Origin of the sequence: Bacillus sp. NPDC077027 (assembly GCF_050269555.1) — a bacterium.
GTDB lineage: Bacteria > Bacillota > Bacilli > Bacillales > Bacillaceae > Bacillus.
Map to the genome: position 1 here is coordinate 179441 of NZ_JBNNIO010000006.1, position 17834 is coordinate 197274.

Consider the following 17834-nt stretch of genomic DNA (forward strand, 5'->3'; position numbering starts at 1 on the left):
TTTACTGTATAGGGACTAATATTTCACACAAATGTTGATCAATCATTTGTATAGTATACCTTTCTAACATGGGTTGCTCTCTTATTGATAAATGATTTTGTTCTATCGCAGAGAAAATATTGTTCCAAAATTCACTGACAGCTTCTTTTGTATGGTCAAGCAAGAAAACAGCATATTTCCCACCAGGAAATTGACCAACTTGCGCTGGCTCTGGCACACTAAAATCTTTTTGAATAAAAACGCAAACATCATAACGACATTTCTCTTTAGGCGTTTCTTGTGGATTATCCTGCGGTATACCTAAAATACTAGAATGATTAGGTATACGATTTAACTGTACCCACTCTTTAAACGCCTCCATTAGTTCTTTGTTTTGCTTTTCACCATATTCTCCGACATTTCTGAAATAAGCAATCCTGGATTCAGGTAATTCTTCAATCGTTATTTTCATATCATCGTCCTCCTTTCTTAGTTAAGATAATTTGATATAAAATATTTTGCAAGCGCTTTTTTAAAAGAATTTGATATACTATTTCAGTATTTAGTCCGATTATCATAATTGAAAAGAAAGATAGATCAAACACTCGGAGGGATTCAATTTGTACATCATAAACGAATCACGTCATGATGAAATCATGATAATGCTTAGAGAAAAAGAGTCCGATTATCCCACCTTTGTTGATGCCATTTTGGATGGATCAATACCAGGTGTTGTTTATGTAGATGATCCAAAAGTGCCTTCAGTGTTTTTCGTTGGTACTGAAGGAGGTATATTTTTCATTGGTGGAGACGAGCGGCATTCGTCTTTTCTGAAGTCCGTTGTAGATTTGTATGAGTGGTTTGTACAGCAGGAAAGAAGGTTTACGCTATTTTCTGCAAATGAGCGCTGGAATACTGTGATCAAGGGAGTACTTGGTGAACAATTGGAGGAAATGTGGAGGTTCTCTTTTTTATCAGGCACAAGCGTGTCACATAATCACACGCTTCAAAAGCCTTTTACCATCCAACAAATTGATCAGCATGTGATCGCATAAAGCAAAGAATTTTCCCAGTCCTATTATGAGAAGTATTGGGGTATCTTCAACATAAAACAGGCATCTTAACGGGTGCCTGTTTTTCCGTTCATTCAACATAGAAAAAGTCGTATTAATAAAAAATGTATTGACAATAAAGCGCTTACATCTTACGATTAATTACGTAAACGTTTACTGAAAAATAATTGGCACTAAAAGGAGGAAATGATCATGAAAAACAAAGAAAAATGGAGCGGTGTATTTCCGGCAGTATTGATTCCTTTTAAAGATGATTATTCGATTGATGAACCAGCGTTTCGTGAGCTTGTCCGTTGGGTGGCAGGAAATGAAGGGATTAACGGAATTGTAGTGAATGGACATACGGGAGAAATTATGACGCTACTTCCTCATGAACGTGCAGAAGCTGTTCGAATTGCAGCGGACGAATTGAAGGGGCGTATTCCTGTTATCTCTGGTGTATCTGCTGAGGGGACAATCGAAGCGATTGAGCATGCAAAGGCAGTTGAAGAAGCAGGAGGTAGTGGTATTCTGCTGATGCCTCCACATTCATGGCTCAGATTTGGAATGCAACCAGAGTCACCAGTTCAATTTTTTAAAGATGTTGCTGAAGCGATTAATATTGCTATTATTGTTCATCAATATCCGACATGGACAAAAACTTCTTATACAACAAGCCAATTATTAGAAATGTCAAAAATTCCAAATGTTGTTTCCTTTAAAGTCGGACAAAGAGATATGGCGCAGTATGAAGTTGATGTACGTGCACTTAAAAAACATGCACCTGATGTTTCACTGCTAACATGTCATGATGAATATTTACTCCCTACTTTAGTTCAGGGAATTGATGGGGCACTTGTTGGCTTCGGTTGCTTTGTCCCAGATCTAATTGTTGAGCTCGTCAAATGTGTGAAAAATCAAGACTTAGTTGCTGCTAACGAAGTATACGATAGAATCTTTGAATTAAAGCATGCTGTATATAAAATGGATGAACCTTCCTCGACATCACATTTACGGATGAAAGAAGCGATGTATCAACGGGGATTAATAAGCAGTTCGCTTGCTAGAAGGCCTGTACTGCCTTTAAATGATGAAGAAAAAGAAGAAATTCGATTAGGATTACAGAGTGTTGGTTTACTAAAAGGGAATGCTGTTTAATTTGTTCGTTTTTTGTTTTGATACACCCATTTCAATATGAGTGTGGGTCTAGTTATAATAGGAGTAATGAATAACGGACTCACGGGGGTATGAAAGTTGACTGTTAGCATTAAAGATGTTGCATTCAAAGCAGGTGTATCAACAGCTTCTGTTTCTCGCGTTTTAAGTGGAAAACCAGGCGTAGGTGCAGAAACAGCGGAAAGAATTCGGCAAGTGATTGAAGAATTAGGATATCGGCCGAATTTAGGAGCACGTGGGCTTGTTAAACGAAAAACGGGCAATATTGCAGTAGTTGTTCCACGAGGATCTTATATATTGAATAATCCGTTTTTCTCAACGATTTTAGATGGTATTGCTAAAGAAATTGATCAAACTGAATTTAACATGTTGATGTCTTTTACATCCATTCAACAAAAACGATTACTAGAAACACAAGCGGTAGACGGAGCGATTCTTTTTTCGCCAAGAAACGAAGAGCTAAGCTTAGAGTGGTTGAAAAGTTTAGCGATCCCGATTGTGGTCGTGGGCAGTTACTTAGAAAACTCACCATTTCCATGTGTCAGGCCAGATGATCAAGATGGCATACGTCAATCAGTCACCGCCCTATACAACAAAGGTCATCGAACCATTGGTCTTGTAAATGGTCCAATGAGTTCGATGCACAGTGTCAGATGTTACAGAGGATATGCAAGCACATTAAAGTTCTTAGGATTACCAGTCTCTGATGAATTTGTGTTCGAACTAGATGAATTCGATGGAGGAAAAGTAGTAGAAGTAGTATCCGACTTTTTAAAGGATCACCAACACATGACCGGGGTTGTTTGCTCGTCAGATTATTTGGCAATGGGCGTCATGAAGGCAGCAGAAATGGCGGGAGTGTTGATTCCTCGTGATTTATCTGTAGTCGGCGCTGATGATGTACCAATGACTCAATTTCTCACCCCTTCATTATCATCTGTTCATGTCGATTTAATTGGAATGGGTGGAGAGGCAGTATCTATGCTTACAAAGTTAGTAGAAGGGGAGAAAATCGAAAGAAAAGAACTCATTTTTCCAATGGAATATATAGATCGAGATACCACTGGTACGCCAAAAATCTAATGATATTGCTCAAACTCTAGAAGATTTTGTTTCTGGAGTTTGCTTTCCTTATATAATGTAAGCGATTTCAAAATAATGACACCCCGGAATGTACTTTTACTTGAATTCCTCTATTTAAGGAGGGAAAAAGATGGGAGCAGATTCAACTGAAAATGCTGTAAATCAGGACGGAGTGAAAAATTCTTCAAAACAACCAGATCGCTCGTCACAATTGCTTACTCGAATGGAAAGTATCCCGTTCTCACGATGGCATTTGAAGCCACGTATTATTATGGGTTCTGCCACTTTTTTTGATGCATTCGATGCTTTATCTTTAGCTTTTGTTCTCCCTGTACTCATTGGGTTATGGAATTTATCGCCTGCACAAATTGGGATTTTAATTGGATCAGGTTATTTAGGACAAGCCATCGGTGCTATCTTCTTCGGATGGCTAGCAGAAAAATTCGGCAGAGTATATAGTGCCAAATGGACCGTACTCTTAATGTCTGTCATGAGTATTGCTTGCGTATTTTCAGGGAACTTTGAAGCACTTCTCATCTTTCGTTTTATACAGGGAATTGGTGTTGGAGGAGAAGTTCCTGTTGCAGCATCGTATATTAATGAGTTATCCCGTGCGCATGGAAGAGGTCGGTTTTTTATGCTATATGAAATGATCTTTCCCTTAGGGCTGATGATTTCTGCACAAATTGGGACGCTTGTGGTACCAAGCTTTGGATGGAAATGGATGTTTTTAATCGGAGGCATTGGTGGTTTAATCGTATTTGCTTTTTTCTTTATGCTGAGAGAATCACCTCGATGGCTCATTTCAAAAGGTCGGTTAGATGAAGCAGAAAAAATTATTGAAGAGATAGAGGCAAGTACAGAAAAACGAATGCCAGTAAAAACGAATGTTGTCAACAGTGATGTAAAAGGAGATTGGAAAGAGTTGTTTTCTCCATTCTATCGTAAAAGAACATTGATCGTTTGGGCGTTATGGTTCTCAGCTTATTTTGTGTCCAATGGATTAAACAATTGGCTTCCTAGTCTCTATAACACAGTCTACAAACTCCCAATTGAAGACTCACTTAGGGCAGCCTCCGTGACCAATATTCTGCAAACTATCGCGGTTTTTGCCTGTGCTTTCTTAATTGATAAGGTCGGACGAAAAAGATGGGCAACGATTGCCTTTGTTTTAACAGGTGTTTTGTTAACGGCATTATGGTTAAGTGGGGCGAAATCTCCAGAAAGTGTGATTTATTTGGGTTCGTCTGCATATGGCGTGATGGGAACAATCACAGTGCTTCTTTATTTATATACACCTGAAATTTACCCAACTCGTATGCGAGTCATTGGAACAGCATTTGCAACAGCCTGGCTTAGACTAGCCTCAGCGATAGCACCTATAATTGTTGGCTATGTGCTGGAAGTAAGAGGTGTTTCCTCCATTTTCATTTTATTTGCGGCTGTCACAATTGTGGGTGCTTTCCTAGCTTTTAGAATGATTGAAACAAAAGAGAAGGTTTTGGAGGATATTGCCCCGTAATCATATCGAAAGCAGGTTCTTTATTTTTGTATTAGAAGAGGTGAAGTTGATCAGAAATTCTTCATTGAACACTTTGCCTCTTCTTCGTTTGACTTATCACAATATGTAAACAAGCAAAGTCCTAAGTGGTCTTGCCACGTTTCAATTGTTCATATTCCTCTCGGAGTATGCTCATGATGATTTCATCAGAGTATTGTCCATGAAAGCGCAGTGCTTGTCTGCGTTTACCTTCATATTGAAATCCTGCTTTTTCGTAGCTTCTGATGGCACGTGGGTTATGAGAAAATACTTCAAGCTCAAGTCTGTTGAGCTCTAGCGTGTCGAAAACAAAAGATTGAACGAGGTGGACTGCTTCTGTGCCGTAGCCTTTTTGAAAATATTGAGAACCATGAAGGGCAATTCGAAATCCAGCCGACTGGTTATCAAGATCAATATCAGTCACAGATGCATCACCAATCAATTGCTGATTGTCTTTTAAGCAAATAGCGAAATCGTGCCGTGAATCATCCTGTTGAAAGGTGCGGTACGCATCCTTAATTTCCTCAAGAGTAAAGTGCTTGCGGGTTCCTGTCATATATAACGTTTCTTCATGCTGACAGCTTTCGTAGATACCTGAAAAATCTTGTTCTTCAATTGGTCGAATAAACAAACGAGTGTTCATAGTCGATCCTCATCATCAATATATCTGGAGATTTCTATCAGGTTATGATCAGGATCACGGATATAAACAGATTCGATTGGACCGAGAGTGCCTGTTCGCTGAATGGGTCCTTCTTCGATTTTGACAACATGCCGTCTTAAATGTGGTAAAAGATCATTCATCACCATATCCGTTATCAAACACAAATCAGCGGAGCCTGGAATAGGATGAGCGGCTTTTGGCTCGAATTCATGCCCAGCTTCATGTAAATTTATTTTTTGTAAACCGAACCGTAACGCTTTTCGTCCCTCACCGAATGTCTCTTCTTTCATACCTAACACATCGGTATAAAAATGAATGGTCGTTTCAAGATTTTGGACAGTCAGTACGAAATGATCAAGTCGTCGTATCATGAATAATTCCCTCCAGATATGCTGAGTCGTCACCAGTGTCATCTTTCAAGTTGTAGATGTATTTATTATATCATCAGTTGAGAATAAGGCTCACGACAAATGATGATTGCTTTTACGCTCTCTCATTTGTTATAGTTGTAAGGGAATGTATGTTCTGTTTTTATTTAGAGTATATTAAGGAGGAGCGCAATGAAGAATGTGCGAAAAGTATTGTTTTATGGAGCAATGAGCGTTGATGGATACTTAGCGGGAGAAAATCATGAGCTTGATTGGCTGATGGGAACGGAGGGAGAGGAAGAAACGGGTTTCGCTGCTTTTTATGAATCTGTAGATACATTGCTTTTGGGACGTAAAACCTATGAACAGGTGTTAAAGCTAGCACCGGACGCTTTTCCTTATCCAGATAAAAAGTGCTATGTACTCTCTCGTACCCTAAAGGAATCAAATGAATACACTGACATCATTGGAGGGGACATCCTGTCGTTAGTGCAGGAGCTCAAAGGACAACAAGGGAAACATATATGGATTGTTGGAGGGGGAGAATTGCTTCATTCCTTATTAAAGGAAGATGTTGTAGATGAATTGATTCTTCAAGTGGCACCTGTTTTAATCGGGAAAGGGATTCCACTTTTTCATCCAAGTGAGCATGAAACCAAGCTCCAACTGCTTGAGGTCAATCGGTATAAGCAACTTGCAGAGCTACATTTCGTTATAAAAAAGGAACGAAACGAGATGTAATATCTCTTACATCAAACTGCACAAATAACAAATTAAGCATAAGAAAAAAATCGGGCTGCTTTTAAAAGGTGGCTTTTTTTGTGTAAACAAACTGATTGACAGGTAAATATCCTAGTGTTAGGATAAATTTATCCTAGTTTTAGGATTTATGGAGAAAAAGGAGTAGATGTCATGGCGAATCATGAAAGCGAGTTGGATTTAAGGCTATTTCGGGTTTGGATGAAAGCCTACAAAGCTCTTTTCACAAATATTCAAAAGGATATTGAAAGCTACGACATTGGATTTGAAAATTTCCAGATATTAGAATTGCTCTATAGCAAAGGTGCACACCCAGTGCAAAAAATTAGCGATACGTTATCCATTCCGAGTGGAAGTATTACATATGTCGTTAATAAATTAGAGAAGCAAGGTCTTGTGGAGAGAAAGTGTGCTCCTTCAGATAAACGAATTTATCATGTAGTTTTAACGCAAAAAGGCAACCAATTATTTGATGAAATTTTCCCGAAACATACAGTAGCCATTTCAGAGAACCTATCATTTATCAGCCATGAAGAAAAAGAACAATTGACTGTGCTGTTAAAAAAAATAGGCTTAGGTGCAGAACAACTAAAGGAAAAGGGGTAACTTTAGATGACAGAAACGTTCGATACAGTGGTTCGTGAGAGAAGATCTGCATCCAACTTTTTAACGGATGTCCATATTTCAAAAGAAGAGCTCAACAGTATTTTTGAAGATGTAAAATTGGCACCTTCAGCCTTTAACTTACAGCACACGCATTATATCGTTGTCCAAACGGATAAGTTGAAGGAGGAAGTAAGAGAAGCGGCATTTGGTCAGTATAAAGTCCATTCTGCATCAGCGGCCATTGTAGTCCTCGGTCATCAAAAGGCATACGAAAAAGCAGGAGATTTGTATGAAGGCTTGAAAATGCTCGGTATTTTAAACACGCAGCAGTATGAAGAGATGGTCAGAGAAACAGTGAGCTTCTACGAGCAAAGAGGAGAGCTTTTTCAAAAAGAAGAAGCCATTCGAAATGCTTCGTTATCTGCTATGCTTTTTATGCTTGCAGCGAAAAATAAAGGGTGGGATACATGCCCAATGATCGGTTTTGATCCAGAGGCAATGAAGAAGGCTTTGCAAATCGACAATGATTTAGTACCTGTACTTCTGATTACATTAGGAAAAGAAAAAATAGAAAGCCGACAAGCAAGAGGTTATCGAAAGCCAGTTTCTGAATTTGTGACATATTTATAAAATGGGAGGTTCATTTAAATGGAGTTAGGAATTAGTACGTTTGTTGAAGCAACACCAGATTTACAAACAGGGAAAACCGTAAGTCATGCACAGCGTATACGAGAAGTGGTTGAAGAAATTATTCTTGCAGATCAGGTAGGGCTTGATGTGTTTGGTGTTGGGGAACATCATCGTGAGGACTTTGCGGCATCAAATCCAGCAGTTGTATTAGCTGCTGCCGCTACACAAACAGAGAGAATTCGTTTAACAAGTGCTGTAACAGTGCTTTCTTCCGCAGATCCGGTTCGGGTTTTTCAAGATTTTGCAACATTAGATGGTTTGTCCAATGGACGGGCAGAAATCATGGCAGGACGAGGCTCATTTATTGAATCCTTCCCGTTGTTTGGATATGACTTAAATGATTACGAAGAACTATTTGAGGAAAAATTAGATTTACTGTTAAAACTACAACAATCAGAGCGAGTGACATGGAGCGGTAAACATCGACCAGCGATTCGTGATGTTGGTATTTACCCAAGACCTGTTCAAGATCCATTACCAGTTTGGATCGGTAGCGGTGGGAACAGTGAATCAGTTGTTCGTGCAGGTATGCTCGGCCTTCCACTCGTGCTGGCGATTATTGGTGGCAGTCCAAGACAATTTGCACCACTTGTTCAGCTATACAAACAAGCGGCAGTACATGCGGGGCACGACCCGTCAAAACTCACAGTGGCGTCACATTCTCATGGATTTGTTGCCGAGGAAACAGAACAAGCAGCAGATCAATTTTTCCCTTCAACACAACAGGTGATGAACACATTGGCACGTGAACGTGGCTGGGGGCCATATACTCGCTCTACGTTTGATGCCGCAAGAACACTTGAAGGGGCGCTTTATGTCGGAGATCCAGACACAGTTGCAGAGAAAGTTATTCATCTCCGCAAAAACGTAGGGATTACGCGTTTTATGTTGCATGTACCAGTGGGCTCGATGCCGCATGATCAAGTATTAAAAGCGATTGAGTTATTCGGAAAAGAGGTTGCGCCAAAGGTAAGAGAAGAAATTGCACGTTGGGAAGCAGAACAAGAGCAAAACTAAAAAAAGTCGATAAGGTCATCGGATCTTATCGACTTTTTTAGTTGTTTAAGGTTCTAGAAGACAAGGTTTGATGGTAGGGCAGGAAGCTGCTGATGCGAAAGGAGCGGTCGTCAATGCCAGTAAAAAGACAAGCTGAAAACTGATGAGCCATTTTTTCAATCAAATCACCTCCATTTCAAAGAAATCAGCTAGTAGTTAGTGAAACGAGGAAGAACATCACAGAAATCGTCGTATATTCCTGTCTAGCATGAAACTATCATATCATAATTTTCAAAAAAATGAAAATATTAACTGACTAAAGTGCTAGAATATGGTATATTAATTGTGTTCAAACAAAAAAAGGAGGGATTTTTTTGATAAAGGTCATGTCTTCTGTTTTGGTTGGCGCTTTACTTTTAACGGGTGTGGGTTTAAACGCAGTACCGGTAAAGGCTAAGGAGAGAGAAAGTAGCGAAGTCACTGTCACGGCTAGTCGAATTGTCACTGAGGTAAGAACGTATACAACAAGTAAAATCCCAACAAGCATCACGTATGCTAAAGATGGCTGGGTTGGAATTTTAGACCGAATATCCATTGAAGAAATAGGCTTAGGAAAATATCAGGTGACGTTTTCTGGCACTGTTGTACGTGATCCCGGCTTTTAAAACAATAGAAAGCTGACAGGGGACAAGCCTGTCAGCTATTTTAATAAGGATAATAAAGAATCATTTGTAAACGTGTCATCCCATCACCGAATTGCCTATACTCGTGTTTGCAATCAGCTTTGAATTTAATCGAGTCACCAGGTTTTAGATGATATTCTTCTTCACCGAGATACAAAGCTAGCTCTCCGTCAAAAACCGTAATCAATTCCTCTGTTCCTCCTATATGTGCATCCGCCTTCAAAGCTCCGTGAGCATCAATTTCTACCATATAAACTTCAAAGCGTCTTCGGTCATCAAAAGGAAATAACGTGTATACGCGGTATCGTCCATCATCCTCTGTTAAGACTTGTCCTTCATGCTTTCGCACAACCTTTGTCTCAGATTGAGGCGAGTGGATCAATTCGGTAAAAGAAACTTTAAGACCATTTGCTATTTTCCATAGGGTAGTGATAGTTGGTGTAGATTCGCCTCTTTCAATTTGTCCGATCATTGTTTTGCTCACACCAGTTAGTTCAGACATTTTCTCAAGACTCAATTTTTTTCGATTTCTTAAGAATTTGACGTTTTTTGAAATGATGAATTGTACATCTTCCATTAAAAAAACTCCTTTCGTTATTTACTTTATAACGACCGAACTGTACAATAAAAAGTAATTACGTTATAGCGACTTTTTTTATATTATAACGCATGGAGGGGGAGAAGACGATGGCGATTTTTGTTTCGATGCTTTTATATGCGTTTGTCACAAGCTTTACACCTGGTCCAAATAATATCATGGCAATGGTTTTTGCAAACAAATTTGGTTTTAAAAAGACGTTTCGCTTTTGCTTAGGAGTAGGTATTGGATTTTTAACGATTCTATGTATCAGTTGTTATTTCAATATGTTACTCTATCAAATCATGCCAAAAATCGGATGGGTTATGGCGATTATTGGCAGTAGTTATATGATGTACTTAGCTTACAAAATCATGACAAGCAAAGGTGGAGACGATGAAGTGCTTGATAAATATAATCATTTTTTATCAGGTATGTTCTTGCAGTTCATTAATCCAAAAGCAATCTTATATGGAATAACAGTTATTTCAACGTTTGTACTGCCTTATGATGTTTCGCAGGAACGGCTCGTGTTGTATACGCTCATTCTCGCTCTTATCGGCTTTTTAGGAACCTTTAGTTGGAGTGTGTTTGGTTCTGTTTTTAAAAAAATTATTTCCACTTACAGACGAACGTTTCAAATTGTCATGGGGTTGTTACTGATGTATAGTGCTGTTTCTATGGTCATTGGTTATATCATTTAATGCAGGAGTCTATCTGGTTATGCCTACCCATGACAACAGTGTGATAGAACCTGCCATCAGAGAGTACTTTATCATTTTTTAATAGTCCTTCTATCTCAAAGCCATGCTGTTCATATAAACGGATGGCTTTTTGATTTGTTTCAAGTACATGCAGTGCCATCTTTTTAATTTGCTGAGTATCTGCCCAATGAATGCACGCTGTTAACAAGTGTCTTCCGATTGCATAGCCCCAATAATCTTTTCTGATTGCAATTCCGAATTCAACTTTATGAGCAAACCGTTTTAAAGGACTACCCTCACATCTGGAAAAACCAACGATTTCTTCACGAACAACTGCTACTAAGAATAAATGCCGTTTTTTCTCGGTATCTTCCCGAATGATTTGTTTAAATCCATCTTCATCGATAAAGGCTTCACCTTGTTCCCGATCTAAAAATTCTGTCTCTCCATCAATTTTAAACCTTAGTGCAGACAAAGCTTGTGCATCGGTTTCGCGTGCGGATCGTATCTGGAACGTCAATCCGTTGACGGTGAAGAAAGTTTCAGTCACTTGCATCAAACCACCATCCTTTCAAAACTTCTATTTATTATAAACCGTATAAACGATGAATGAAAAGCAGTTTCTTCTATATAAAGGAGGAAATCGACATACTGAGATGTTTTGATCATATCGTCTATATGGAGAATATGAATCTTGAAGGTGGAACATTCCACAATGTGAAAAGAGTACGTTTGCTACGGTCAATATATAAATAATATGTATAGGTTAGTCAAAATATTTCATTATACAACCTATGCTTCCAGATATACACTTAAAGTGTAAAACGTTGATAGAGGGGGATGTGCGTAATGAACAATGAACATATTTGGCGTATGGTCGATCACTATGTAGTAGAGAAGCTTTTTCCTATTGATGACATTCTTGAACAAGTCCTTTCCACAAATAAAGAAGCAGGACTACCGGAAATTAATGTTTCCCCCACTCAGGGAAAGATGCTGTATTTATTAGCCAAAATCAAAGGGGCAAAACGTATATTAGAAATTGGTACACTTGGTGGGTACAGCACAATTTGGCTCGCACGGGCGCTTTCAGATCATGGGGAACTGTTCACACTTGAGGCGGATCCTCACTATGTGAAAATAGCCCAGCAAAATATAGAAAGAGCGGGACTTTCTGATCAAGTCACCATTTTGTCTGGGAAAGCACTATATACATTACCGAAACTAAAGGAAAAAAACATATCACCATTTGATTTTATTTTTATTGATGCAGATAAACCGAATAATCCTGCCTATTTGAAATGGGCACTGGATTTCTCACAAAAGGGAACAGTTATTATTGGAGATAATGTGGTGAGAAACGGCGCAGTCATAGATGACAAAAATGAGGATGAACGAGTAAAAGGAACCCGCGAATTTTTTGATTTATTCAAACATGAGTCAAGAATAGAGGCAACTGCTATTCAAACAGTTGGAGAGAAAGGATACGATGGCTTTGTCATGGGAATTGTTAAATAAAATAAAGCTTAACCACAATTGGTTAAGCTTTATTTTATGAGAAAAACCATCTCGCAGCCGCCATCAATGCTACACCAACAAGAACAGTCATGGACAAGCTTTTTGTTCCAATAGCAGTGAATACTGTAGGAATCAGCACAGTGAGATATATCCAGTTGAACGTCATCGTTCCGCCAGTTTGAACCAACAAATGCTCTGCAATCAATGCAGTTAAAATGCAAAGAGGAATAAAAGATAGCCATTTGAGAACGACCTCTGGTAATTGAATGCTTCTGACAAATATAAAAGGGGCTACTCTTGGGATCGCTGTAACAAGCATACAACTAATAATAAGCAAAATCATAAAGCTACTTGTCGTCATTTGTCTGTCACCACCCCAATTGTTGCGACGATGACAGTTGCCAATAGAACGGCAACGTGTGAAGGAACAAGCATAAGCAGAATGAACATGGTGACGACCATGTATAGAACAAGTGACAAGCGATGCTTCAGCTTGCCAGATGGGACAGTTTGAAGCTGAAGAATCAATAATGCAACAAACATTGCAGGTAAAGCGAAGTCGAGACCAAAAGCTTGAGGATTAGAAATCCATTGTCCAAACACTCCACCCAGTGTACAGGAGGCAATCCAGCACAGGTAAGCGGTCAAATTGAGTCCGTTCATCCATTGATCATTGAGCTTTCCATTTTGTGCAAGTTTGTTCATTGCCACTCCGAACGACTCGTCTGTTAATAGTAAGCCGAAGCCAATATTTTTTCTTAAAGAGTATTTCGTAAAGTGTGGTGCAAGGGTTAGGCTTAAAAGAAGATGGCGCAGGTTGACAATGAAGGTTGTTAAAATAATTGCAGAAGCAGGACTTCCTGATACAAGAAGTGCACAAATAATAAATTGTGATGCACCTGCATAAACAAATATAGATAAGAGCGCAATTTCTAAGAGACTTAACTGTGAGCTGATGCCAATAATGCCAAAAGCAAACCCGATACTCATATACCCAAGCAAAGTCGGCACACATTCCTTTACTCCTTGTGAAAATCCGTGTTTTTCCATTTGTGGAACATTTTTTCTTAATTCTATATCCAATGACCTCTTCTCCCTTTTCGCTTTCAACGTTCGCTTGTAGTTGAACCTACTATAATGAAAACAAATCCAGACTGTCAATACCATTTCATGGTTCAGTCTAAGGAAACAAGTGATGAAAAGAATGAAAGTCAAGAAGGATTTGTTATAAGGTTCATTTAATAGAATAAATAACGAAAGTGGGGTGTCAGACATGTTGTGGGAACCGTTGTTTGAACAAGATGTTCCTTCAATCCTCCGTCCATAACGGAGAGAAATCTCCGTTCGTGGATAAAAGGAACATTTCCAAAAACGGAGGGAAGATATATGAATATGAAATATATAGGCGCACTTTATCTAGCTATTGCAGCTAGCATTTGGGGCGGAATGTATGTAGTGGTCAAGGTGACAGTTGCGGTTGTCCCACCACTAGAGCTTGTATGGATGAGATATGTGGTTGCCGTCATCGTCCTTGCTATCGTGATTTGGCGTCTTGGGTACTCATGGCGAATTGATCGAAAAGATATGCCACTTATTTTAGTAATAGGGTTAATTGGTAACTTTCTTTCAATTGTCACGCAAGAAATTGGCACAATGTATACATCGGCACAAATGGGAGCGGTCATTACTTCGGCCACCCCTGCGTTCATGGTCCTCTTTGCTTTTTTTCTATTAAAAGAAGCACTGACTGTTCGGAAAAGCCTGTCCATTCTGCTCGCCACTATAGGAGTTCTCCTGATTATCGGTCATGTCGAAGTGAACTCTGACCAATTTGTTGGTGGGATTTCATTATTTATTGCGGCGTTAACATGGGCATTGATGTCTGTTTTACTCAAGCGTGTGCCTGGGAAGTATCCGCAGGCTGTGATCACGACTTATGCCATTATTGTTGCATTGGTTGTATTAACACCGCCTGTCCTCTTTCGTTTACGTCGACTTGATTTCATACAAATGGCGAATCCTGAAATATGGGGAGGAATTCTATATCTCGGTGTCATTTCGACTGCACTTGCCTTCTTTCTATGGAATCGAGGCCTTCAGTTGATGCAAGCATCGAGTGGGGGTTTGTTTTTCTTTTTTCAGCCAGTCGTAGGTACTATTCTAGGGTGGATGCTACTTGGTGAACAAATGGGCGTACGGTTTTTGTTCGGTATTATTTGCATTTTTACAGGTGTTTTTATTGTGATGCGTGTAAAAGAGTAAGTGGTGGATGTCCCCTGATGAGGGGCATCTTTTTAAATAGTGCGTTTATGTTATTATACGGTTCATAGCAGTAAATGGAGGTCAAATTATGATTCGGTATCCACGATTACAAAAGGGGCAAACCTTTGGTGTGACAGCACCTTCTTCTGGTGTCCAGCCAGAGTTTCATGACTTGCTACGACAATCCTGCAAGAGGATGGAGGAAAGGGGCTTTCAGGTTATTTGTGGAGGTACTGTGTGGAAACAGGAAAAGGCAAAATCAGCACCTGCCCTAGAGCGTGCAAATGAATTTCAACAGATGATGGCAAGTGATGACATCGACCATATCTTTCCTCCTTGGGGTGGACAGCTGTTAATTGAAATATTAGAGCATCGCGATTTTTCAAAGATGCAAAGTAAATGGGTGCTTGGTTACTCTGATACAAGTGTGTTGCTGTTAGCATTGACGCTTAAAACAGGTATCGCTACAGCGCATGGGGCAAATTTGATTGACCTTCGTGGTAAACGAACGGATGAGACAACTGCCATGTGGGAAAAAGTTTTATCATCATCAACCAAAGAAGCCATCATCCAAGACGCCTCAGTAAGATATCAAAAGGAATGGCATCACGACAATCCAACGGAACATGTTTTTCATTTAACAGAATCGACTGTTTGGCGCACGGTATCATCAGGGAGAATACAAATAAAAGGTAGATTACTAGGTGGATGTATAGATGTGATCAGACATTTAGCTGGAACACCTTTTGGAGATGTGAAGGCTTTTCAGCGCTCAGCAATTCATGCTGAACCGATCTTGTGGTATTTTGAAAACTGTTATTTAAATGCAGTGAATATGAAAAGATCACTCGTTCAATTAAAGCTTGCAGGCTGGTTTGATCACTGCTCTGGGGTGATGTTCGGAAGAAGTGCAGCGAACGATTCAGTCGAAGGCTATGAAATGACAGATGTATATGAAGAATTAGAAAAAGATTTAGGTGTGCCCATTATTTATGATATAGATTGCGGTCATGTTCCACCTCAAATGACGCTGGTTAATGGAGCATATGCAGAAGTAGAAGTTGAGCATGGTGAGGGGAAGATAACACAGTCCTTTTTGCCATAAAAACAGGAAAGGGGTGAACCCTTTCCTTCTATAGTAATAGTCATCAAACTGTTTACATTCCTTTTGTTTCTTCGCTTGCAGTTGGTACATGCCACTCGGATTCTCTAAAGACTTTTTCCCACTTGGATACAACGATACAGGCGATCGCATGACCAGGAACATTAACCCCTGTACGTGCCATATCCATTACACGATCAACTCCTGCAATAATCGCGACTCCTTCAGCTGGAAGACCAACAGCATGAGCAGTAGCAAGAAGAACGACGAGAGAACCAGATGGAACAGCAGCGATACCCTTACTTGTTAGGACGAGGACAAGCATCATCAGAAGCTGTTGAGATATGCTCATATCTACTCCAAATGCCTGTGCGAGAAAAATGCAGGACACAGACAAATATAAACTAGAACCATCACAATTTAATGAAAGACCAGAAGGGATGACAAAGGAGACAACTCTTTTTGGACATCCGTATTTCTCCATGCGAGACATCAGCTGAGGAAGAATTGTTTCTGTACTTGTCGTAGAGAATGCAACTAAAAACAAATCCCATATCATTTTTAAAACCTCGAAGTATCGGAAACGAAAGATAAGCGCAACGAGAGGGAATAAAACGAATAGAATGATAAACAATCCTAGAAACACTGTCCCGATCAGTTTGACCATAGGAAGCAATAGTGCGATTCCATATTGACCGACAGAGGCAGCCATTAAAGCAAGAACACCAATCGGGGCAGTCACCATGACCATCTGTGTTAACTTAAACATAATTTGTGCAACAGATTCAAAGAAGTGAAGAACAGGTGCTGATGCTTTACCAATGCCACTTGCAGCTACTCCGAATAGAATTGCAAAGAATATGACCGCCAATAAATCATTTTGAGCCATCACATCAATGATATTGGTTGGAATAATGTCAAGAACCATTTGTTTAAAATCTACTACTTTTTCGGTATAACCAGATAGTTCACCAATATCTTTTTTTGCTAGTTTAGAAAGATCAAGCCCGACACCAGGTTTTAGTACATTGGCTAACAGAAGACCAATTCCAAGAACGATGGTGGTGATCACCTCAAACCAAATGATCGTCTTCAAGCCGAGACTGCCCATTTTCTTCATTCCTCCACTACCAGCTGCACCAATGACAATAGTAGAAAAGACAATAGGGACAACGATCATTTTGATGAGCCGAATGAATCCATCACCAACAGGTCTCAGTGCCATTCCGAAATCTGGAAAGAAGTGTCCAATTAGAGCGCCAATGACCAAAGCAATCATAATTTGAAAAGCGACAAACTTTTTCAAATGTCATACCTCCTTTGATAATCAGAAAGAATTTTTAAAATTTTCCAATAAATAAAAATTCTAGGTGTCGATGCTTTGTCCTCTTTTTGAATTTAAAATGATTTTATTGGTGAATGTTTGGTTTTATGAAAGAAGAAGCCGAAAGGGGGCTTAAAAACCCACAAATATATAGAAAGAATACTAGGTTTAAAAAAACAATAAACTTTTTTAAGAAAATGTATTGACCCTTTCATATATTTCATGGTATATTTTTATTCGTCGCTGATGACCGGTTTTAAACACAGGTTTTCAAGAGATAAACATTTTCAAAAAAACTTCAAAAAAGCAATTGACTTGATCAAAACGATATGTTAAGATAATTAAGTCGCCTGATTAAGCGCCCGTAGCTCAATTGGATAGAGCGTTTGACTACGGATCAAAAGGTTAGGGGTTCGACTCCTCTCGGGCGCGCCAATTTTATAACGCGGGTGTAGTTTAGTGGTAAAACCTCAGCCTTCCAAGCTGATGTCGTGAGTTCGATTCTCATCACCCGCTCCATTTTATGAAAAATGATCTTTGAAAACTAAACAAGACAAAACGTACCTGTTAATTCGAGTTTTAATAAAAAAACCCTATGATTCGCATCATAGGTAGTCAGTCAAGCTGACGAAAAAGCGAGATTTCGATTTCGCACTTTTTCGGAGAGTTTGATCCTGGCTCAGGACGAACGCTGGCGGCGTGCCTAATACATGCAAGTCGAGCGAACTGAAGGGAGCTTGCTCCCGGAAGT

Annotated in this window: 21 protein-coding genes, 2 tRNA genes and 1 rRNA gene; 16 read left to right on the forward strand and 8 right to left on the reverse strand. The window is 39.4% G+C overall.

Features of this window, described 5'->3' with window-relative positions:
- Nucleotide 1: 1 nt before the first annotated feature.
- Nucleotides 2–451, reverse strand: a complete 450-nt coding sequence (locus ACQKEZ_RS17720) for an AraC family transcriptional regulator (RefSeq protein WP_427303047.1) — start codon at nt 449–451, stop codon at nt 2–4.
- 148 nt (nt 452–599) lie between these two features.
- Between ACQKEZ_RS17720 and ACQKEZ_RS17725 the strand changes: the two genes are divergently transcribed.
- The 4 genes from ACQKEZ_RS17725 (at nt 600) to ACQKEZ_RS17740 (ending at nt 4812) form a co-directional block, all read left to right on the forward strand.
- Nucleotides 600–1034 carry a GNAT family N-acetyltransferase gene (locus ACQKEZ_RS17725; RefSeq protein ID WP_427303049.1) on the forward strand — a complete coding sequence of 145 codons (435 nt, stop codon included), beginning with the start codon at nt 600–602 and terminating at the stop codon, nt 1032–1034.
- A 210-nt stretch (nt 1035–1244) separates the two neighbouring features.
- The gene (locus ACQKEZ_RS17730; RefSeq protein ID WP_427303051.1) at nt 1245–2189 is read left to right on the forward strand and encodes a dihydrodipicolinate synthase family protein; all 945 of its coding nucleotides are present in this window, start codon (nt 1245–1247) and stop codon (nt 2187–2189) included.
- Between the two features lie 96 nt (nt 2190–2285).
- Nucleotides 2286–3290 (forward strand): LacI family DNA-binding transcriptional regulator, encoded by a 1005-nt coding sequence (locus tag ACQKEZ_RS17735; RefSeq protein WP_427303052.1) that lies wholly within the window; start codon nt 2286–2288, stop codon nt 3288–3290.
- 130 nt (nt 3291–3420) lie between these two features.
- On the forward strand, nt 3421–4812 hold the full coding sequence (locus ACQKEZ_RS17740) for an MFS transporter (protein WP_427303054.1): 1392 nt from the start codon (nt 3421–3423) through the stop codon (nt 4810–4812).
- 121 nt (nt 4813–4933) lie between these two features.
- On the opposite strand, the gene ACQKEZ_RS17745 is transcribed toward ACQKEZ_RS17740, so the two are convergent.
- Nucleotides 4934–5473, reverse strand: a complete 540-nt coding sequence (locus ACQKEZ_RS17745; protein WP_427303056.1) for a GNAT family N-acetyltransferase — start codon at nt 5471–5473, stop codon at nt 4934–4936.
- Nucleotides 5470–5865 carry a VOC family protein gene (locus tag ACQKEZ_RS17750; RefSeq protein ID WP_427303058.1) on the reverse strand — a complete coding sequence of 132 codons (396 nt, stop codon included), beginning with the start codon at nt 5863–5865 and terminating at the stop codon, nt 5470–5472. The genes ACQKEZ_RS17745 and ACQKEZ_RS17750 overlap by 4 nt, the downstream gene beginning before the upstream one ends.
- 189 nt (nt 5866–6054) lie before the next feature.
- Between ACQKEZ_RS17750 and ACQKEZ_RS17755 the strand changes: the two genes are divergently transcribed.
- The 5 genes from ACQKEZ_RS17755 to ACQKEZ_RS17775 all read left to right on the forward strand — a co-directional run bounded on the left by ACQKEZ_RS17755 (nt 6055) and on the right by ACQKEZ_RS17775 (nt 9578).
- Entirely contained in the window at nt 6055–6603 is a 549-nt protein-coding gene (locus ACQKEZ_RS17755; RefSeq protein WP_427303060.1) for a dihydrofolate reductase family protein, read from the forward strand.
- Nucleotides 6604–6774: 171 nt separating this feature from the next.
- On the forward strand, nt 6775–7227 hold the full coding sequence (locus ACQKEZ_RS17760) for a MarR family winged helix-turn-helix transcriptional regulator (protein ID WP_427303062.1): 453 nt from the start codon (nt 6775–6777) through the stop codon (nt 7225–7227).
- Between the two features lie 6 nt (nt 7228–7233).
- Nucleotides 7234–7857, forward strand: a complete 624-nt coding sequence (locus tag ACQKEZ_RS17765; protein WP_427303064.1) for a nitroreductase family protein — start codon at nt 7234–7236, stop codon at nt 7855–7857.
- Nucleotides 7858–7875: 18 nt separating this feature from the next.
- Complete coding sequence (locus ACQKEZ_RS17770) at nt 7876–8934, forward strand: LLM class flavin-dependent oxidoreductase (RefSeq protein ID WP_427303065.1); 1059 nt, start codon at nt 7876–7878, stop codon at nt 8932–8934.
- Nucleotides 8935–9287: 353 nt separating this feature from the next.
- The gene (locus ACQKEZ_RS17775) at nt 9288–9578 is read left to right on the forward strand and encodes a hypothetical protein (RefSeq protein ID WP_427303067.1); all 291 of its coding nucleotides are present in this window, start codon (nt 9288–9290) and stop codon (nt 9576–9578) included.
- Nucleotides 9579–9618: 40 nt separating this feature from the next.
- On the opposite strand, the gene ACQKEZ_RS17780 is transcribed toward ACQKEZ_RS17775, so the two are convergent.
- Nucleotides 9619–10173 carry a helix-turn-helix domain-containing protein gene (locus ACQKEZ_RS17780; protein WP_427303069.1) on the reverse strand — a complete coding sequence of 185 codons (555 nt, stop codon included), beginning with the start codon at nt 10171–10173 and terminating at the stop codon, nt 9619–9621.
- Nucleotides 10174–10289: 116 nt separating this feature from the next.
- Here ACQKEZ_RS17780 and ACQKEZ_RS17785 point away from each other — a divergent pair, with 116 nt between their 5' ends.
- Nucleotides 10290–10877 carry a LysE family transporter gene (locus tag ACQKEZ_RS17785; RefSeq protein ID WP_427303098.1) on the forward strand — a complete coding sequence of 196 codons (588 nt, stop codon included), beginning with the start codon at nt 10290–10292 and terminating at the stop codon, nt 10875–10877.
- Here the strand turns inward: ACQKEZ_RS17785 and ACQKEZ_RS17790 are convergent.
- Nucleotides 10870–11433 carry an N-acetyltransferase family protein gene (locus tag ACQKEZ_RS17790; RefSeq protein WP_427303070.1) on the reverse strand — a complete coding sequence of 188 codons (564 nt, stop codon included), beginning with the start codon at nt 11431–11433 and terminating at the stop codon, nt 10870–10872. The two genes, ACQKEZ_RS17785 and ACQKEZ_RS17790, sit on opposite strands and share 8 nt — an antisense overlap.
- Before the next feature lie 293 nt (nt 11434–11726).
- Between ACQKEZ_RS17790 and ACQKEZ_RS17795 the strand changes: the two genes are divergently transcribed.
- Entirely contained in the window at nt 11727–12395 is a 669-nt protein-coding gene (locus tag ACQKEZ_RS17795; RefSeq protein WP_427303072.1) for an O-methyltransferase, read from the forward strand.
- 34 nt (nt 12396–12429) lie between these two features.
- Here ACQKEZ_RS17795 and ACQKEZ_RS17800 read toward each other — a convergent pair whose 3' ends face one another.
- Together ACQKEZ_RS17800 and ACQKEZ_RS17805 are read right to left on the reverse strand one after the other, a co-directional pair.
- The gene (locus ACQKEZ_RS17800; protein WP_427303073.1) at nt 12430–12756 is read right to left on the reverse strand and encodes an AzlD domain-containing protein; all 327 of its coding nucleotides are present in this window, start codon (nt 12754–12756) and stop codon (nt 12430–12432) included.
- The gene (locus tag ACQKEZ_RS17805; protein WP_427303100.1) at nt 12753–13445 is read right to left on the reverse strand and encodes an AzlC family ABC transporter permease; all 693 of its coding nucleotides are present in this window, start codon (nt 13443–13445) and stop codon (nt 12753–12755) included. Before ACQKEZ_RS17805 ends, ACQKEZ_RS17800 begins: the two co-directional genes overlap by 4 nt.
- Nucleotides 13446–13781: 336 nt before the next feature.
- Here ACQKEZ_RS17805 and ACQKEZ_RS17810 point away from each other — a divergent pair, with 336 nt between their 5' ends.
- Both ACQKEZ_RS17810 and ACQKEZ_RS17815 read left to right on the forward strand, forming a co-directional pair.
- Nucleotides 13782–14657 (forward strand): DMT family transporter, encoded by an 876-nt coding sequence (locus ACQKEZ_RS17810; RefSeq protein ID WP_427303075.1) that lies wholly within the window; start codon nt 13782–13784, stop codon nt 14655–14657.
- A gap of 88 nt (nt 14658–14745) precedes the next feature.
- Entirely contained in the window at nt 14746–15762 is a 1017-nt protein-coding gene (locus ACQKEZ_RS17815; protein WP_427303077.1) for a S66 family peptidase, read from the forward strand.
- Between the two features lie 52 nt (nt 15763–15814).
- On the opposite strand, the gene gltP is transcribed toward ACQKEZ_RS17815, so the two are convergent.
- Nucleotides 15815–17065 carry a glutamate-aspartate/proton symporter GltP gene (gene gltP / locus ACQKEZ_RS17820; protein WP_427303079.1) on the reverse strand — a complete coding sequence of 417 codons (1251 nt, stop codon included), beginning with the start codon at nt 17063–17065 and terminating at the stop codon, nt 15815–15817.
- Between the two features lie 376 nt (nt 17066–17441).
- Between gltP and ACQKEZ_RS17825 the strand changes: the two genes are divergently transcribed.
- The 3 genes from ACQKEZ_RS17825 to ACQKEZ_RS17835 all read left to right on the forward strand — a co-directional run.
- Nucleotides 17442–17518, forward strand: a tRNA-Arg gene (locus ACQKEZ_RS17825).
- A 10-nt stretch (nt 17519–17528) separates the two neighbouring features.
- Nucleotides 17529–17602: transfer RNA gene (locus tag ACQKEZ_RS17830), tRNA-Gly, on the forward strand.
- 137 nt (nt 17603–17739) lie between these two features.
- Nucleotides 17740–17834: ribosomal RNA gene (locus ACQKEZ_RS17835) — 16S ribosomal RNA — on the forward strand; the annotation flags it as partial.

Excerpts from the sequence above, each read along its gene's own strand:
- ACQKEZ_RS17720 (WP_427303047.1), bottom strand. The coding sequence starts at position 451 with ATGAAAATAACGATTGAAGAATTACCTGAATCCAGGATTGCTTATTTC.
- ACQKEZ_RS17730 (WP_427303051.1), top strand. The coding sequence starts at position 1,245 with ATGAAAAACAAAGAAAAATGGAGCGGTGTATTTCCGGCAGTATTGATT.
- ACQKEZ_RS17740 (WP_427303054.1), top strand. The coding sequence starts at position 3,421 with ATGGGAGCAGATTCAACTGAAAATGCTGTAAATCAGGACGGAGTGAAA.
- ACQKEZ_RS17745 (WP_427303056.1), bottom strand. The coding sequence starts at position 5,473 with ATGAACACTCGTTTGTTTATTCGACCAATTGAAGAACAAGATTTTTCA.
- ACQKEZ_RS17750 (WP_427303058.1), bottom strand. The coding sequence starts at position 5,865 with ATGATACGACGACTTGATCATTTCGTACTGACTGTCCAAAATCTTGAA.
- ACQKEZ_RS17755 (WP_427303060.1), top strand. The coding sequence starts at position 6,055 with ATGAAGAATGTGCGAAAAGTATTGTTTTATGGAGCAATGAGCGTTGAT.
- ACQKEZ_RS17760 (WP_427303062.1), top strand. The coding sequence starts at position 6,775 with ATGGCGAATCATGAAAGCGAGTTGGATTTAAGGCTATTTCGGGTTTGG.
- ACQKEZ_RS17765 (WP_427303064.1), top strand. The coding sequence starts at position 7,234 with ATGACAGAAACGTTCGATACAGTGGTTCGTGAGAGAAGATCTGCATCC.
- ACQKEZ_RS17770 (WP_427303065.1), top strand. The coding sequence starts at position 7,876 with ATGGAGTTAGGAATTAGTACGTTTGTTGAAGCAACACCAGATTTACAA.
- ACQKEZ_RS17780 (WP_427303069.1), bottom strand. The coding sequence starts at position 10,173 with ATGGAAGATGTACAATTCATCATTTCAAAAAACGTCAAATTCTTAAGA.
- ACQKEZ_RS17790 (WP_427303070.1), bottom strand. The coding sequence starts at position 11,433 with ATGCAAGTGACTGAAACTTTCTTCACCGTCAACGGATTGACGTTCCAG.
- ACQKEZ_RS17795 (WP_427303072.1), top strand. The coding sequence starts at position 11,727 with ATGAACAATGAACATATTTGGCGTATGGTCGATCACTATGTAGTAGAG.
- ACQKEZ_RS17800 (WP_427303073.1), bottom strand. The coding sequence starts at position 12,756 with ATGACGACAAGTAGCTTTATGATTTTGCTTATTATTAGTTGTATGCTT.
- ACQKEZ_RS17805 (WP_427303100.1), bottom strand. The coding sequence starts at position 13,445 with ATGGAAAAACACGGATTTTCACAAGGAGTAAAGGAATGTGTGCCGACT.
- ACQKEZ_RS17810 (WP_427303075.1), top strand. The coding sequence starts at position 13,782 with ATGAATATGAAATATATAGGCGCACTTTATCTAGCTATTGCAGCTAGC.
- ACQKEZ_RS17815 (WP_427303077.1), top strand. The coding sequence starts at position 14,746 with ATGATTCGGTATCCACGATTACAAAAGGGGCAAACCTTTGGTGTGACA.